The sequence below is a fragment of the Haladaptatus sp. HS23 genome, assembly GCF_056892285.1.
In genome coordinates, this window is the sequence record NZ_JBXGLH010000004.1 from 93,347 (window position 1) to 108,627 (window position 15,281).

The 15,281-nt window shown below is 62.0% G+C and carries 16 protein-coding genes and 1 pseudogene; 12 read left to right on the forward strand and 5 right to left on the reverse strand.

The genetic code is table 11. From position 1 onward, the window contains the following. The first annotated feature begins 53 nt into the window (after positions 1–53). Entirely contained in the window at positions 54–1,616 is a 1,563-nt protein-coding gene (locus AC1XDK_RS13155; RefSeq protein ID WP_483350354.1) for a succinic semialdehyde dehydrogenase, read from the forward strand. Then, positions 1,617–1,739: pseudogene (locus AC1XDK_RS13160) on the forward strand (SDR family oxidoreductase); the annotation flags it as partial. Positions 1,740–1,967: 228 nt separating this feature from the next. Here AC1XDK_RS13160 and AC1XDK_RS13165 read toward each other — a convergent pair. Next, complete coding sequence (locus AC1XDK_RS13165) at positions 1,968–2,240, reverse strand: MarR family transcriptional regulator (protein WP_231183205.1); 273 nt, start codon at positions 2,238–2,240, stop codon at positions 1,968–1,970. Between the two features lie 143 nt (positions 2,241–2,383). Between AC1XDK_RS13165 and pan1 the strand changes: the two genes are divergently transcribed. Continuing rightward, positions 2,384–3,601: a proteasome-activating nucleotidase Pan1 gene (gene pan1, locus AC1XDK_RS13170; protein ID WP_483350355.1), complete on the forward strand. Its 1,218-nt coding sequence runs from the start codon at positions 2,384–2,386 to the stop codon at positions 3,599–3,601. A 172-nt stretch (positions 3,602–3,773) separates the two neighbouring features. On the opposite strand, the gene AC1XDK_RS13175 is transcribed toward pan1, so the two are convergent. Continuing rightward, entirely contained in the window at positions 3,774–3,911 is a 138-nt protein-coding gene (locus tag AC1XDK_RS13175; RefSeq protein ID WP_483350356.1) for a hypothetical protein, read from the reverse strand. Positions 3,912–3,959: 48 nt separating this feature from the next. Next, positions 3,960–4,157: a DUF5800 family protein gene (locus AC1XDK_RS13180; RefSeq protein ID WP_483350357.1), complete on the reverse strand. Its 198-nt coding sequence runs from the start codon at positions 4,155–4,157 to the stop codon at positions 3,960–3,962. Between the two features lie 193 nt (positions 4,158–4,350). Between AC1XDK_RS13180 and AC1XDK_RS13185 the strand changes: the two genes are divergently transcribed. The 5 genes from AC1XDK_RS13185 to AC1XDK_RS13205 all read left to right on the forward strand — a co-directional run bounded on the left by AC1XDK_RS13185 (position 4,351) and on the right by AC1XDK_RS13205 (position 9,834). Beyond that, positions 4,351–5,304 (forward strand): polymer-forming cytoskeletal protein, encoded by a 954-nt coding sequence (locus AC1XDK_RS13185; RefSeq protein WP_483350358.1) that lies wholly within the window; start codon positions 4,351–4,353, stop codon positions 5,302–5,304. A gap of 170 nt (positions 5,305–5,474) precedes the next feature. Then, positions 5,475–6,323 carry an electron transfer flavoprotein subunit beta/FixA family protein gene (locus tag AC1XDK_RS13190; protein ID WP_483350359.1) on the forward strand — a complete coding sequence of 283 codons (849 nt, stop codon included), beginning with the start codon at positions 5,475–5,477 and terminating at the stop codon, positions 6,321–6,323. 2 nt (positions 6,324–6,325) lie between these two features. Further along, positions 6,326–7,780 (forward strand): electron transfer flavoprotein subunit alpha/FixB family protein, encoded by a 1,455-nt coding sequence (locus tag AC1XDK_RS13195; RefSeq protein ID WP_483350360.1) that lies wholly within the window; start codon positions 6,326–6,328, stop codon positions 7,778–7,780. Positions 7,781–7,783: 3 nt separating this feature from the next. Beyond that, complete coding sequence (locus AC1XDK_RS13200) at positions 7,784–9,457, forward strand: FAD-dependent monooxygenase (RefSeq protein ID WP_483350361.1); 1,674 nt, start codon at positions 7,784–7,786, stop codon at positions 9,455–9,457. After that, positions 9,454–9,834, forward strand: coding sequence for a DUF8055 family protein (locus tag AC1XDK_RS13205; protein WP_483350362.1), 381 nt, complete (start codon positions 9,454–9,456; stop codon positions 9,832–9,834). The genes AC1XDK_RS13200 and AC1XDK_RS13205 overlap by 4 nt, the downstream gene beginning before the upstream one ends. Here AC1XDK_RS13205 and AC1XDK_RS13210 read toward each other — a convergent pair. After that, positions 9,831–10,226, reverse strand: coding sequence for a DUF2267 domain-containing protein (locus AC1XDK_RS13210; RefSeq protein ID WP_483350363.1), 396 nt, complete (start codon positions 10,224–10,226; stop codon positions 9,831–9,833). The genes AC1XDK_RS13205 and AC1XDK_RS13210 overlap by 4 nt on opposite strands. Before the next feature lie 146 nt (positions 10,227–10,372). Between AC1XDK_RS13210 and AC1XDK_RS13215 the strand changes: the two genes are divergently transcribed. Both AC1XDK_RS13215 and AC1XDK_RS13220 read left to right on the forward strand, forming a co-directional pair. Beyond that, positions 10,373–11,104: a GNAT family N-acetyltransferase gene (locus tag AC1XDK_RS13215; RefSeq protein ID WP_483350364.1), complete on the forward strand. Its 732-nt coding sequence runs from the start codon at positions 10,373–10,375 to the stop codon at positions 11,102–11,104. A gap of 246 nt (positions 11,105–11,350) precedes the next feature. Then, positions 11,351–12,325, forward strand: a complete 975-nt coding sequence (locus AC1XDK_RS13220; protein ID WP_483350365.1) for a deoxyhypusine synthase — start codon at positions 11,351–11,353, stop codon at positions 12,323–12,325. Positions 12,326–12,342: 17 nt separating this feature from the next. On the opposite strand, the gene AC1XDK_RS13225 is transcribed toward AC1XDK_RS13220, so the two are convergent. Continuing rightward, positions 12,343–12,552: a dodecin family protein gene (locus AC1XDK_RS13225; RefSeq protein WP_483350366.1), complete on the reverse strand. Its 210-nt coding sequence runs from the start codon at positions 12,550–12,552 to the stop codon at positions 12,343–12,345. Positions 12,553–13,344: 792 nt separating this feature from the next. Here AC1XDK_RS13225 and AC1XDK_RS13230 point away from each other — a divergent pair. Together AC1XDK_RS13230 and AC1XDK_RS13235 are read left to right on the forward strand one after the other, a co-directional pair. Continuing rightward, a complete protein-coding gene (locus tag AC1XDK_RS13230; RefSeq protein ID WP_483350367.1) occupies positions 13,345–14,526 on the forward strand; it encodes a redox-regulated ATPase YchF in 1,182 nt (393 codons plus the stop codon). Positions 14,527–14,680: 154 nt separating this feature from the next. Then, entirely contained in the window at positions 14,681–15,277 is a 597-nt protein-coding gene (locus AC1XDK_RS13235) for an NUDIX hydrolase N-terminal domain-containing protein (protein WP_483350368.1), read from the forward strand. Positions 15,278–15,281 lie beyond the last annotated feature (4 nt).

Genomic DNA, 15,281 nt, shown 5'->3' on the forward strand with positions numbered 1-15,281 from the left:
CGATACGTTCCAGCCTCATAAATTGTTTCCGTGACTGTCGCGTTTACATCCACATGACGTTTCAGACGACTCACATTCTTCCCGGCACGTTGGACGACCTCGCCCACGAGGTCTCCGCCGACGAACGCGACGAGTCGATCCCGGTCGACGCGCCGTTCACGGGGGAACGAATCGGCGAAGTCCCTGTCTGCGCTCCTTCGGACTTAACGGCGGCGGTTTCGCGCGCTCGAACCGCACAGGACGACTGGTCGTCGTGGTCGGTGAACCGACGGGCGGACGTCCTCCTGCGATTTCACGACCTCGTATTGGACCGACGGGGCGAACTCCTCGACGTGATGAGTCTGGAGAGCGGGAAGCCCCGACGAGACGGCTACGAAGAGGTCCTCGACGTGGCGACCAACGCCCGATACTACGCCACACGTGCGGAAGAATTGCTCCGGCCACGACGGCGCGACGGGGCGATTCCGCTCGCCACGAAGACGATGGAGTACCGGAGACCAGTGGGTGTCGTCGGCGTTATCGCACCGTGGAACTACCCGCTCACGCTCGCCGTCTCGGACGCGATTCCAGCGCTCCTCGCCGGAAACACGGTCGTGCTGAAACCCGCCGAGGAGACGCCGTTCACCGCGCTGCTGGTCGCGGAACTCCTCCGGGAAGGGGGACTGCCAACGGACGTTTTTCAGGTCGTTACCGGGCGAGGCGACGAGGCCGGTTCGGCGCTCATCGACGCCGTGGATTTCGTGAGTTTTACCGGCAGCACCGAAACGGGTCGAACCGTCGCGGAACGCGCTGGCAAAAATCTCGTGAGGTGCTCGCTCGAACTCGGGGGGAAGAACCCCATGCTCGTACTGAATGGCGCGGACGTGAACGCCGCGGTCGAGGGCGCGATTCAGGGCTGTTTCACCAACGCCGGACAGCTCTGTCTCTCGTTCGAACGGCTGTACGTTCAGGACGACCTGTATGACCGGTTTCGCCGTCGATTCGCGGAACGGACTCGCGAACTTTCGATGGCACCATCGCTCGATTATGACGTGGAAGTCGGGTCGCTCGTCTCGGAACGGCAGTTCGAGAAGGTACGGGAACACGTGGACGATGCGGTGGAAAAGGGTGCGACGGTCGTCGTCGGTGGAAACGCACGTCCCGACATCGGGCCGTACTTCTTCGAACCGACGATTCTGACGGACGTGACGGAGGAGATGACGCTGGCACGCGAGGAGACGTTCGGGCCGGTCGTCTTTCTGTCCCGGTTTTCCGACGACGAGGAGGGAATCGCGCTCGCCAACGACTCCGACCGGGGATTGAACGCGAGCGTCTGGACGACGGACACGGACCGAGGGTGGAGCATCGCCCGCCAAATCGACTGCGGAACGGTGGGAATCAACGACCCGTACCACGCGACGTGGGCCTCCGTCGATGCGCCGATGGGCGGGATGAAGAACTCGGGAATCGGCCGTCGTCACGGACGGGAGGGTATTCGGAAATACACCGAATCGCAAACGGTCGCAGAACAGCGGGTCGCCTCGCTCGCACCGCCTCGGCGGGTTCCAACGAAGTGGTACGCCCGTGCGATGACCGGCGTGATGCGACTGTTCAAACGAATCGAGGAGGCTCGGTAGATGGGCGTCTTCCTCACCGGATTCCCCGGATTTCTCGGCTCCGCGCTGACGGAGCGGTTGGTCGCTCGCGGGCGAACCGTCACCTGTCTCGTCCAACCGAAATATCGACGGACGGCCGAGCGTGAGTAATCGAAGGAGAACACGCCGCTGTCTTGCCTCGGGAGCATGGTGTCCTTCGTCCGTGACTACCCGGAGGTCACGCCCAACGTGATGCGTTGACCGCAGTGGAAGGGAACACGACAGATAGCGATGGAAGGATGTGGGGGAGGGCGAACACTGCGAAACGGGGGAAAGGGAAACGACCACGGTTTGCCGCTGTTGGCCGCGGCATGAGATATAAATGCTCGGAATTCAGAGGTCGAGCGTGTAGAGGCGCTTTCGCGCGTCGGAGAAGGAAAACCGCGAGTCCACGAGGTCCTCCTCTTCGAGACGCGTCAGAGCGTAGCGAACGGTTCGCGGCGGCAGCAGCGTCTCTTCAGCGAGTTGACTTTGGGTCATCGTCTCGTTGTATTCCAATACCTTTGCGACTAGCTTCGCGCTCGGCGGCAAGTCGCGGATGGTCGCGGTCGAATCCACGTCTTGGAGCCGATTTTCGGTCGTTCGTGAAAGCTCTGGGGCACTCATCACCTCCACATTTTGAATACAGGGTAATAATATTTCCCATTCTTTTGTATTACTGTTGGGAATTAAATACGCGGCATATTTGCTCGTACCAACAGGTCGGGCACCCGAAGCCTCTTAAGATGCAGGCCCTTATCCCCGAGTTGATGACCGATACTGTGGATGACGTAGAACTCCCCTACGACGAGGAGAGTACGTCACAACAGGAACAGATAGAAGCTCTCCAAGAGCGTCTCGATGTCCTCGAATCCCAGAACGAGGAGATGCGGGACAAACTTCTCGATGCGAACGCGGAGAACAACAAATATCAGCAGAAACTCGAACGGCTCACCCACGAGAACAAGAAGCTGAAACAGTCGCCGCTGTTCGTCGCCACGGTTCAGGAGATAACCGAGGAAGGCGTCATCATCAAACAGCACGGCAACAATCAGGAGGCGGTTACGGAAGTGACCGAGGAGATGCGTGATGAACTCGACCCCGACGCGCGTGTCGCCGTGAACAACTCCCTCTCTATCGTAAAGACGCTGGACGACGAAACCGACGTTCGCGCTCGCGTGATGCAGGTCACGAGGAGCCCCGAAGTCACCTACGCGGACATCGGTGGCTTGGAAGAACAGATGAACGAGGTCCGCGAGACGGTCGAGATGCCGCTCGAAAACCCCGACATGTTCGAACAGGTCGGTATCGAACCGCCGAGCGGCGTCCTCCTCTACGGCCCGCCCGGAACCGGGAAGACGATGTTGGCAAAAGCCGTCGCGAACCAGACCGACGCCACGTTCATCAAGATGGCCGGGTCCGAACTCGTCCACAAGTTCATCGGCGAGGGTGCGAAACTCGTCCGCGACCTGTTCGAGGTCGCACGCCAGCACGAACCCGCCGTCCTCTTCATCGACGAGATCGACGCCATCGCGTCGAAGCGCACCGACTCGAAGACGTCGGGTGACGCCGAAGTGCAGCGCACGATGATGCAACTGCTCTCGGAGATGGACGGCTTCGAGGACCGCGGCGAAATCCGCATCATCGCGGCGACCAACCGCTTCGACATGCTCGACCGGGCTATCCTCCGCCCCGGTCGCTTCGACCGCCTCATCGAAGTCCCGAACCCCGGCGAGGAAGGCCGCGAACAGATATTCCGTATCCACACCCGCGACATGAACATCGCGGACGACGTGGACTACGAACACCTCGCCGTCGAAGCGGGCGACGCGAGCGGTGCCGACATCAAGGCCATCTGTACCGAGGCCGGGATGTTCGCCATCCGCGACGACCGCACCGAAATCACGATGCAGGACTTCGTCGACGCCCAGGAGAAGATAGAGCAAGAAGAAGAAGAGAACGACGAGGTTTCGAAGACGTTCGCCTGATTCGTTCGGGGCCGGACCCCGAACTCGGCGCGGTTCCTGTGAACCACCACGGTTCGGTTTTCTTTCGTTCGTCGTATTCTCGTTCAGCGTGTAGTTACGGCAACGAGCGGCGACGTCGTCGCTACTTCCCGACGCGAGAAACAGTCGGTCGCGGTTCGGTTGGAACGACGACTCACGCCAGTACGGTGAAAATCAGGTAGGGAACGCCGAACAGCAGGACGGTCATCGCAACGAGGACGAGGAGGTACGAGCCAACCGTACTCGCAGCGGTCATCCATGCGGGGTGTTCGAAATCGGCGGGGAGATTCATACGTCACGTTTTTTCTCCCTCGTCTAAACCCTACTGGAGTTTCGACCGTTATCGGAGAATGTCGCCGATTCGCCGCGCCTGCCCGCCCGTGGCCGGGTCCTTCTCCACGATGTGGAGGACTTGGTGATCCGTGACGTCGTAGTAGGATTTTTCGGTCGCCTCCTCGATGAGGTCCTTGGAGAGACGAAATTCGGTTCCTTCGTAGACGACATCGACACCGTCGTCATCGAACGAGAGCGTGGTCATACCACGGCGTTCGCCGTGGGCAGGTAAAAAAGCTACAGAACACGATGAGGGGAGAACGCCGCGACGTCGAAGGACGTGAAACCGTTCCACTGTCACGTCTCGTCCGAATTTTTCGCCGGGAATCTGAAACGTGACAGACGAACGTCTGACGGTCTCGGGAGGTTTTATTACGAGCGACTTGCTGGTAGGATGTGTGCCGCTCCGTTCCGACCCTCTCGATGAACTCTCGATTCCCGACGGGACCACCGTCGAAGAACACGACCTCGTTACCGACGGGGACATCATCGTCGGTGCACAGAGTACCGTCGAGTTCGGTGTCCGCGGAAACAACGTCATCGCGGGCGAACGGGCGACCTTCGGCGGTCACATCGAGGCCGAAGCGGACTGCCGACTCGACCTCTGGTGTGACGTGGACGGCGACGTACTCGTCGGACAGGACGCGTATTTGGGCGAGCGCGTCCACGTCACGGGGCAACTGATGGTCAGCGGCGACCTCGACATCGGCGACGACGTTCAGATCGACAAGGGGTTCGAGGCAAACGGGTGGATCGTCATCCGCAACCCCATGCCGACCGTCGTGTTCCTGTTCGTCTATCTGTCGCAACTCCTCCGACTCGGTGAGGAGGAGGCCGCCCAAGGAATCATCGACGAGGTGGTTGACGAGAGCGAGGCGGAACCGGTAACGATTCCGCGGAGCGCCCACGTCAGCGACGACGCGTGGCGTGTTTCGACGCCCGCGACGGTGGGCGACGGCTGTCGGCTCCACGGCAACATCCGCGCGGAGGAGATAGTCGTCGGCGCGGACGACGAGTTGTTCGGAAGCCTCCGTGCGCGCGGCGACATCGTGGTCGGCGACCGAACGCGGATTCACGGCGACGTGACGACGCGCAACGGTACCGTCGTCCTCGAAGACGGCGCGGAGGTACTCGGCGACGTTTCCTGTACCGACCTCGAATTTCACGAGAACGCCACCGCCGACGGGACCATGCGCGCCCGCGGCGAGATGACGATGGTACGTGCCGACACGCGGAAATCGACCGATGAAGAAGTGGACGAAGACGAAAGCGACGACGAGGACGCCTCGGAGGCCGTCGAGACGACCCATCGGGACCGAAGCGGGTCCGACGGACCCGCACCACAAGCCTGAGTAATGATACCTTTTCGTGGAGACGACCGCCGAGCGATAGCCATCAACAGCCGATTGAATCGAAGCCGTATGTCAGATAATTGTTATACCTCCGACAGTATAATAACGACAGACGGTATTGGTAACGATTGACGTATGCAAACTAAAAACACTCACGGGAGGAGGTACCGATGCACTCGGTCGTGTTGACCAAGGGCGTCCCGGACTTCCGCGAGGGGCAGGTGTCCTTCGACGAAGACGGCCACCTCGAACGTGGGAGAACCCCGACGGTGATGAACCCGAACGACCGGTTCGCACTGAACGCCGCCCTCCAGACGAAGGTGAAACACGGCGGGCAGGTGAGCGCGATGAGCATGGGACCGCCCGGCTACGCAGACGTATTGGGCGAGGCGATGGAGACGTACACCGACGACCTCTACCTGCTCTCCGACCGCGAGATGGCCGCCGCCGACACGTGGGCGACGGCGATAACCCTCTCCGCCGGTATCGAGAAGATAGGTCGACCGGACCTCGTGCTCGCGGGATTCAAAACGGCGGACGGCGAGACTGGCCAGACCGGTCCGCAGACGGCGTGGTGTCTCGATTACCCCGTCATCACGCACGTCATCGCCATGGACGTGGACGAGGACGAAGGTACGGTCCGCGCCAAGCGATTGGTGGAGGGCGACGTGGACGAAATCGAGACGGTCGAATCCCCGCTCCCGGCGTTCATCGTCACCGACCCCGAGTACGAAGCGAGTTATCGGAAGGCCTCACACCGACTCCGGCGAAAACAACTGCAATCCGAGACGGAAGAGCGCGCCGAAGAGTACGAGGAGTTCCTCACGACGTGGGACCACGAGGACCTGAACCTCGACTCCGAGTACATCGGGCTGGACGGGTCGCCGACCATCGTCTCCTCGGTTGACCCGATTCCGAAGGCTCCGGCCGAGCGCGAAGCCACGATGGCGACGTTGGACGACGAGGAAGCGATGACCGAGGTGCTCGAAACGATGCGACCTTTCGCGGCGGGTGACTGACCATGACGGACACAAACCCCGGCGACCGAACCGTCGAGGAGATAGAGGACGACGTACGAACCATCGAGGACCCCGGAGAACTGTCCGACTTCCTTTCGGCGGAGGAGGAAGGGAAGGACCGAAAGACGGCCAAGGAGGTGATTCAGGCACGAATCGACGAGGTGGCGGAGGGGTCCGACGAAGCAACCGACGACACCGAAACCGAAGGCGAGTACGAGGCGACGGAAGAGGACGTGGAAAGCCCCGACGAAGGGGAGGCAACCGCGGATAAAAAGCACGTCCGGGCGCTCGAAAACGGCGTCTACCGCGACATGTGGGTGTACTGCGAGACGCAGGACGGCGAACTTCTCGACGTATCGAAGGAGATGCTCGGCAAGGCCCGCGAGTTGATGGACGGCTACGCCGAGGACTACGGCGACGACGAACGGGTCGTCGCGGTCCTCGTCGGCGACGACATGGAAGAACTCGCGGCGGAATGCATCACCCTCGGCGCGGACGTGGCGGTCTATCACGACGACGACCGATTAGAACGGTTCCGCCACAAGCCGTACACCGAAATCGTGGCGGACATGGCGCGAACGACGTCCGACTGGAAGGACTACGACAAGCCGCGATACTTCCTCTTCCCGGCGACGAACAACGGGCGGGACCTCTCCGCGCAGGTACAAGGCGAACTCGACTCGGGACTGGCGAGCGACTGTTCCGGCCTGACCATCACGGACGAACTCATCTCGAACCCGGTGAAGACCGGCGAACCCGGCGAAAAAATCGAGTTCGAGCGCATCCTGCACATGCAACGCCCGGACTTCTCCGGGTTCGAATACTCGACCATCCTCTGTATCGACAACCCGGACCGGGAGTTCCACCCGCAAGGCTGTTCGGTGATTCCGGGGAGTTTCGACGCGATGGAACCCGACGGGGACCGCGAAGGCGAGGTCGTCTCCCACGACATCGACCTCCCGGACGACTGGTTTCGCGTGGAAGTCACCGAGTGGGACACGCTCGACACCGGCGTCGATTTGACCGGACGGGAAGTCATCGTCTCAATCGGGCGCGGCATCGGCGACGACCCGACGGAGGGAATCGAACTCGCGCTGGACCTCGTGGACGCCTTCGAGGACGCCGACCTCGGGTTGTCCCGCGGCGTGGTGACGGCCTCCTACAGCGTCGAAGGACACGTCGAGCGGTACGTCTCCGAGGAGCGTCAGATCGGCGAAACGGGACAGGTGGTCGCACCACCGTTGTACATCGCGGCGGGTATCAGCGGCGCGATTCAGCACAAGGTGGGGATGGACGAGTCGGACACCATCATCGCCATCAACACCGACACGGACGCGGACATCCGTGACTTCAGCGACTTCTTCATCGAAGGGGACATGTTCGACGTGCTTCCCCGCCTGACGGACGCGGTACGGGCGGGCGAACTGGACGCGGTCGTAGCGGAGGACGATGACTGAACGATGAGCGAGGAATACGAACACTACGAAGCCGTCGTGGTCGGTGCCGGACCCGGTGGGGCCGCCGCCGCCGCGACGCTCGCACGCAACGGAATCGAAACGCTCGTCCTCGAACGCGGTGTCGAGGCCGGGTCGAAAAACGTCTCCGGCGGCCTCATCTACGCCGAGGAGACGTCACCCTACACCATCGACTCGCTGTTCCCCGACTTCCGCGAGGAGGCGACGGAACGGCCGATTACGGACTACAACATCCACAACGTGGCGGGCAACAAGGTGAAATCGTTCGACATCACCCGACTCCACGAGCACGACACGGAGTGGTGTGACGCGGTTCTCCGACGGGAGATGGATTCGTGGCTGGCCGAGCAGGTCCACGAGATGACCCACGAGACGGGCGGCGGCCTGCTGACCGGCGTTCGGGTGAACGGCCTGCTCCGCGAACGCGGAAAGATAGTCGGCGTCACTTGCGACGAACTCGACCCAATAAAAGCCGACTTCATCGTCGCGGCAGACGGCGTGAACAGCGAACTCGCACGCCAGGCCGGACTGATGGACTGGGACGAACCGGAGGAGTGGTTCCAAGGCGTCAAGGCCGTCATCGACATGCCCGAGGACGTCATCGACGAGCGATTCGACGTCGGTCCGGACACGGGTGCGGCACACCTCTTCTCGGGCGACCTGTTCGACGAGGTTCGCGGCGGTGGCTTCCTCTACACGAACGACGGGACGCTCTCCATCGGGTCCGTCTTCCACCTCGACAGCCTCGTCGCGGAGGAAGCCGAACCGCATAAACTGCTCGACAACCTGCTCACCCATCCGCTTCTCGCCCAGTGGTTGAACGGCCACTACGACGAGGTGGAGTACTCCGCGAAGCTCGTCCCCGACTCGAAGAAAGTCGCCCACCCGGCACCGCACCGCGGGCGACTCGTCCTCGTCGGCGACGCCGGTGGACAGATGCAGGCACAAGGTCCCATCATCAAGGGAATGAACCACGCCGTGACCGCCGGAGCGCTGGCAGCCGAAGCCTTCGCGGAGGCGCGGATGCGCGGCGACCCCGAGAAGGCGGGACGACTCTACGAGAAGAAACTCGAAGACGAGGGTGTGATGGGCAAACTCCGTCCCAGCCAGTACCGCGCGACTCGCGGCATCGCCGAGAACGACCGGATGAGCGAACTCGTGGACAACGTCCTCTCCTCGTCGCTCGGCCGAGCGGTACTCAGTTCCGGCGTGATGTCGGGGCAACTCGAACGCCTGTACGGTTCGCCGTACCTCTCCTCGATGATTCCAGACACGCGGACGCCGTACGTCACGCTGCCGACGGTCATCGCGGAGGAGTTGGGAACCGAAATCACGGACGAAAACGAGGTCGAACCCAAGAGCCTCGCCGACCGTATCGGCGACCTGACCTACGATACCGACGTGGGCAACCCGCACATCAGACTGCGCGACAACTCCTACGAGGCCAGCGGCGCAGCAGTTACGGCCTGCCCGGTCAGCGCGAAGGACTTCGGCGGCGGCTGTTACCGCGAGGAGACGGTACAGGAGAACAGCCACGAGGAGAAAATCGTCAGCCTCGACACGCAACCCTGCGTCGAGTGTGGGACGTGTGCGCTCGTCGCCGATACGGAGTGGGAGCATCCCCGCGGCGGTAAGGGTGTCGAGTTCCGCGAAGGATGAGCGAGTACCGCGAGCGTATCGCGGAACTCGCCGAGCGGGCGCGGGACGAACGCGAATCGTTCGACGCCCCCGCCGACCCGTCGGATGAGGAGATGGCGGTGTCGTACCTCCGTGAGGGTGTGGGAGACGTCGTTTCCGTGTACATCGACGGGCGAACCGGCGAGTTCGTGCGGTTCGACGCGGACGAGATGGAACGGATGGAACGGGCACTCAACGACTGGTTGGCGCTGTACGCGCGCTGTTACGGCTACGAAATCGAGACGGACTTCACGGTGCGCGAAGTCGCGGAACTCGTCATAAAGACCCACGACCTGCACGACACCGTGCAGTTGCTGACCTGCGTTCCCGACCGGAAAACGCGGCGGGCGGGGTCCTAGCCGAACGCGTCTTCGTTTCCGACGAGTTCGAAGAGCGGGTCGTACTCCTCGGGGAGTTGCCCGCGTATCTGCTCGAACTCGCCCTCCGGAATGACCTCGGCGACGAGCGACAGTACACCCTTCGCGTGAAAGAGCGCGTCCCCCCCGTCGATGCTCTCACGTTCAGCCACCCGGGAGACGAACTCGTCGAAGTGAAATCGCTGGCCCGAATCGGCCTGCAGGAGATACCAGTCGATTTCCATCGGGAGCGGCCCCGCGAGGTCTTTCGCCTCCCCTTCCTGCAATCGTTCCCCGAGCGTGGTCAGCGTGGCGCGAATCGCTCGAACCGCTTGCCCCTGTTTGCCCAACTGGAGTCGGTGTTGTACCTGTCCGATGAAATCGCTGTAATCCATGATTCCCCCAGAGAGATAGCACGACACCATGCTACAAGTATCGCGCGGCGAATTCGGCGGATGATTCGCCGGACGGCATCGGAAACTCCCAGCGGGGTGTCAAATCCATCGTTAATAATAAGTACAGATAGATGGTAACAGAGTGCATGGAGTTCTCCGAGAAACTGGAGTTTGGCCACGACGACCGCCGCCGAATCTACGAGTACGTCGAGCGCCATGGAACAGCGAACGTAAACGATGTGCAGGACTCGCTCCGCATCGACCCCAGCGGGTTCCGACATCACGTCGCCATCCTCCGCCGGGATGGCTACCTTTCGGAGGACGAGGAGACGCTCTCCGTCGCGCTCGAAACGGGCGCGGAGGAGGAATTCGACGTCGACGACGTGGAGTTCATCATCCGACCCGCGCGACAGGAAGACCTCTCGGGAATCATCGGTGCGATTCGGCAAGTCGCCCAAGAGGGGTCGTACATCGTCGCGGAAACCGTCGCCGACGAAATCGACCATCAGGACGCCCTGCTCCGCCACAACGACCTCGAATCGCGGATGTTCTTCGTCGCAACCGTCGGCGACGAAGTGGTCGGGTGGGTCCACCTCAACGCGCCCGAACTCGACAAACTCAGCCACACCGCCGAGTTGACCGTCGGCGTGCTGGACGAGTATCAGGGCCACGGTATCGGCAGCCACCTCCTCGAACGCGGATTGGAGTGGGCGGGCGCAAACGGCTACGAAAAGGTGTACCAGAGCGCGCCGTCGACCAACGGAAACGCCATCGACTTCCTCGAAGCACACGGTTGGGAAACCGAGGCCGTGCGGAAGAACCACTACAAGATAGACGGCGAGTACGTGGACGAAGTGATGATGGCCGTCAAGTTGTAGGCGGGACGACGAACGACGGTCATCGCGGGGTTCAGAGACACCGGGACAGCATCGGCCGCTTGCTTTTTTCAACAGTCTTCGAGAGGCGCTTTCGATGGGTCACTATCGATGGTTCCCGAACCTTCGCCGTCCTCGTCACTCGGACGGCACGTCACCTGAAAACACGTAGTGAATGCGTCTGCTAGCACCTAGCAAATCGGTGGACGAAACTGAAGACTCATTTTCGCTCGGTGATGAGAACGGACCATGAGTGACGAAAGCCACGACCACGTCGTTCCCGGGAGCGAGGAAGCCCTCGGTTCCGAGGACGTTGCCGGCTACGACTTCAGGGGCGACTTCGACTTCTTCGACATGCTGTCGTCGTACGAGACGACCGGGTTTCAGGCGACCCACCTCTACGAGGCGGTCGAACTGATTCGGGCGATGCGCGAGGAGGGCGCGGAGATATACCTCACCTTCACTTCGAACATCGTCTCGTCCGGTCTGCGGGAGACGCTCGCCTACCTCACCCGCGAGGACCTCGTCGACGTGATGATCACCACCTCCGGGTCGATAACCGAGGACGTCATCAAGACCGAAAAGCCGTTCAAGATGGGCGAGTGGGACGTGGACGAAGCCGAGATGCGCGAGCGCGGCATCAACCGCCTCGGCAACATCTTCGTTCCCTCCGACCGCTACGTCTGGTTGGAGTCCTACCTGAACGACTTCTTCGAGGACTTCTTCGCCGAGGAGAAGGTCCGCACGCCGATGGAGTTCTCGCGCGAACTCGGCGAGACGCTGGACGACGAGGATTCCATCCTCTCCAACGCCGCGGACAACGACATCCCCATCTTCTGTCCCGCGCTGACCGACGCGGAGGTCGGCAACTTCCTCTATTACTACCGACAGGGCTACGACTCGGACATCGGCATCGAAATCGTGGACGACTACGACACCCTCATCGAGCAGGGCCTGTTGGCGGACAAGACCGGCCTCATCGTCCTCGGCGGCGGCGTCCCCAAGCACCACGCCATCATGACCAACCTCTTCCGCGGCGGTGCGGACTACGCCGTCTACGTTTCGACGGGCATGGAGGGCGACGGGTCGCTCTCCGGTGCTCCGCCGCACGAAGCCGTCTCGTGGGGCAAAATCAAGCAGGAAGCGAAAAACTACGTGCAGGTCGAGGCCGAAGCCACCCTCGTCGTCCCCATGCTGGTCGCGGGCGCGTTCGCCGACGAGTAGTCGCTTTCTTCTGCTATCTACTCCATCCCGTGAACCGGGAACGCCATCTCCACCGTCGCGTGGTACTCCTTGATTTCCCCGTCCTCGACGTTCGCCGTCCAGCTTTCGACTTCGATTCCCGAGATGTCTTCGACCGTCTCGCTCGCCTTCCCGAACGCCTCTTTGGCCGCGTCCTCCCACGACTCCTCGGAGATTCCGAGCACTTTGATGACTTTCACTGCTGGCATGGCACGCGCCCTACGCCACGGTCGATATAGCCTGTTGCGGCCGGATGGAAAGTAGCAGAAAGTCGGCGTTCTCGTCGGAGAAGTCACTCCATTCCGGTGCGTTCGTCTCCGCTGAACTGGAACCTCTGGGGTATTTTCGTGGGCGAATACTGGCGGCACACGACCGCACCGTCCACACCCTCCCCCGTTTCGCTCCTCCGGTCATCCACCGTCAGCGCACGCCACGGCCGAAAGTTGGTCTAATCGAAATTGACCATACGTCCTCGGCGCGTGCGTCAGCAGGCCCGAGGCGTCATGCCGAGGGTCTGTTTGGCTATCACGCGAGGGATGAGCGAAGCGAATCGGTTGGGGAGGGCGTGGCTGTCGCGGTGCGGTGTGTGGGTGGACCGAAAGGGGTCGCCCGCTCGCGTTCACGTGGTTGCTGTGTAGGCACCTATTCTGGCCGACGTTGCGGAGCGTCCAGAATATCCTGCACCGGCGGTCACGCGAACGGGAGTGAGTGTGACCACGGAAGTCGCATGCCCGCGAACGGATGTGAGCCGGAACGTCTTCCGGAGACCGCGAGCGTGGCGAGGGCTTTCGAAGACAACACCCCGGCAGTTTCGACGTTCTAAAAGCCAGTATCACGTCGTAGCGAGCGGGAGCGTTCGAAGTTCGATCCTCTGTCACTGCTACCACAGAACATCCAAAATCAAAATCCGACTCCTGTCCCACCCCGTCACTCGACTCAAAGCACGTATCCTCGTCGGAAAAACCGAAAGACAATTCCGGGTTTCCATGGTATGGACGAACATGATTTCTATCGCGCTCGCGGGCAAACCGAACGCCGGGAAGTCCACCTTCTACAAGGCCGCCACGATGGCCGACGTTGACGTGGCGAACTACCCGTTCACGACCATCGACGCCAATCGCGGCGTGAGCTACGTCCGCACTGACTGCCCCTGCCTCGAACGCGACGAGCGCTGCGGGAACGACAACTGCCACGACGGGAAGCGCTACGTCCCCATCGAACTGCTGGACGTGGCCGGACTCGTGCCGGGAGCACACGAGGGCAGGGGGTTGGGCAACCAGTTCCTCGACGCGCTGACCAACGCCGACGCAATCGTCAACGTCGTGGACGCCTCCGGTGGGACGAACGAGGAGGGCGAACCCGTCGAAGTCGGGAGCTACGACCCGGTGGAGGAAGTGGATTTCATCGAGGAGGAGATGGACCAGTGGCTGACCGGCATCATCGACCGTAACTGGGAGGGCATCGTTCGCCAGTCCCGCTCGCCCGGATTCGACATCGACGAGGCGCTCGCGGACATGCTGACGGGGTTCGGCGCGACGGAACACGACGTGACGACGAGCCTCCGCGGACTCGACTATCCGGGCAACCCGCAGGAGTGGACGGACGGGAACCGCGAGGAGTTGGCCCGCGACATCCGCGCCCGGACGAAGCCCATCATCCTCGTGGCGAACAAGGCCGACGTCGCGCCGGAGGAGAACATCGAGCGACTCCACGAGACGGGGAAGATGGTCATCCCGGCGACGGCGGAAGGGGAACTCGCGCTCCGACAGGGCGTCGAGGCGGGCGTGGTGGACTACGACCCCGGCGACGACGACTTCGAGGTAATCGACGACCTGAGCGACCAACAGCGGGCTGGACTGGAACGGATTCGGGACGTTATGCAGGAGTGGGGCGGCACCGGGGTTCAGCAAAGCTTGGACGCCGCAGCCTACGACCTCCTCGACCGCATCACGGCCTACCCCGTCCAGAACGAATCGAAGTGGACGGACGGGCAGGAAAACGTCCTTCCGGACGCGTTTCTCCTCCAACGCGGTTCCACACCGCGTGACCTCGCCTACGCGGTCCACAGCGACATCGGCGACGGCTACCTCCACGCCGTGAACGCCAAATCGAAGCGCGACATCAGCGACGATTACGAACTCGAAGAGGGCGACGTGATAAAAATCGTCAGCACCGCGAAGTGAGCCGTTCGTCTACCCGTTGTATTTCCTCACTTGCTCACTTCCTCACGTCCCCGTTTCCGGTTTCGACCCCGCTCGCCACCCATTGATTGATATCGATCCGGTTTCTTTCATACGATGAGTATGGCACGAAATCGCGCTCGCGCCGGAGGGTTCGATGTCTAACGCCGCGGAAGACGACTTCACCGCCCTCCTCGACGAACTCCGAATCATGGCACAGGTCGGCCTCGAATACGCCGACGACCCGTACGACGAGGAGCGCTACGAGCGAATCCAGACCCTCGTGAGCGAGTGGTACGGCCGGTCGTACGACCTGCCGCCGGAGGAAGTTCGAGGGCGCTTCGCCGAGGAGGTCGGATACGTCACCCCGAAGGTGTGTGCGGAGGCCGTTATCTTCGATTCCGACGGACGACTCCTGCTCCAGAAACGAACCGACGACGGGACGTGGTGTTTTCCGTGCGGGTACACCGACCCCAACGAATCCCCGGCGGAAACCGCCGTGCGGGAAACCCGTGAGGAGATGGGTCTGACGGTCGAAGTGGACGAGTTGGCCGGTATTTACACGAGAACGCCCGGAGAACACGGTCCACATTGTCTCGTTCGGCACTCCTACCTCTGTTCCGTCACGGGCGGCGAACTCCGGGTGTCACACGAGGGCGAGGACGTTCGGTACTGGGACATCAACGACGTCCCGGTTTGGCACAAGGACCACGAACCGGCGGCGCGCGCGGCGGCCAGAAAGCGACAAGAGTGAGAAT

Excerpts from the sequence above, each read along its gene's own strand:
- AC1XDK_RS13155 (WP_483350354.1), top strand. The coding sequence starts at position 54 with ATGACGTTTCAGACGACTCACATTCTTCCCGGCACGTTGGACGACCTC.
- AC1XDK_RS13165 (WP_231183205.1), bottom strand. The coding sequence starts at position 2,240 with ATGAGTGCCCCAGAGCTTTCACGAACGACCGAAAATCGGCTCCAAGAC.
- pan1 (WP_483350355.1), top strand. The coding sequence starts at position 2,384 with ATGACCGATACTGTGGATGACGTAGAACTCCCCTACGACGAGGAGAGT.
- AC1XDK_RS13175 (WP_483350356.1), bottom strand. The coding sequence starts at position 3,911 with ATGAATCTCCCCGCCGATTTCGAACACCCCGCATGGATGACCGCTGCG.
- AC1XDK_RS13180 (WP_483350357.1), bottom strand. The coding sequence starts at position 4,157 with ATGACCACGCTCTCGTTCGATGACGACGGTGTCGATGTCGTCTACGAA.
- AC1XDK_RS13190 (WP_483350359.1), top strand. The coding sequence starts at position 5,475 with ATGCACTCGGTCGTGTTGACCAAGGGCGTCCCGGACTTCCGCGAGGGG.
- AC1XDK_RS13195 (WP_483350360.1), top strand. The coding sequence starts at position 6,326 with ATGACGGACACAAACCCCGGCGACCGAACCGTCGAGGAGATAGAGGAC.
- AC1XDK_RS13200 (WP_483350361.1), top strand. The coding sequence starts at position 7,784 with ATGAGCGAGGAATACGAACACTACGAAGCCGTCGTGGTCGGTGCCGGA.
- AC1XDK_RS13205 (WP_483350362.1), top strand. The coding sequence starts at position 9,454 with ATGAGCGAGTACCGCGAGCGTATCGCGGAACTCGCCGAGCGGGCGCGG.
- AC1XDK_RS13210 (WP_483350363.1), bottom strand. The coding sequence starts at position 10,226 with ATGGATTACAGCGATTTCATCGGACAGGTACAACACCGACTCCAGTTG.
- AC1XDK_RS13215 (WP_483350364.1), top strand. The coding sequence starts at position 10,373 with ATGGAGTTCTCCGAGAAACTGGAGTTTGGCCACGACGACCGCCGCCGA.
- AC1XDK_RS13220 (WP_483350365.1), top strand. The coding sequence starts at position 11,351 with ATGAGTGACGAAAGCCACGACCACGTCGTTCCCGGGAGCGAGGAAGCC.
- AC1XDK_RS13225 (WP_483350366.1), bottom strand. The coding sequence starts at position 12,552 with ATGCCAGCAGTGAAAGTCATCAAAGTGCTCGGAATCTCCGAGGAGTCG.
- AC1XDK_RS13230 (WP_483350367.1), top strand. The coding sequence starts at position 13,345 with ATGATTTCTATCGCGCTCGCGGGCAAACCGAACGCCGGGAAGTCCACC.
- AC1XDK_RS13235 (WP_483350368.1), top strand. The coding sequence starts at position 14,681 with ATGTCTAACGCCGCGGAAGACGACTTCACCGCCCTCCTCGACGAACTC.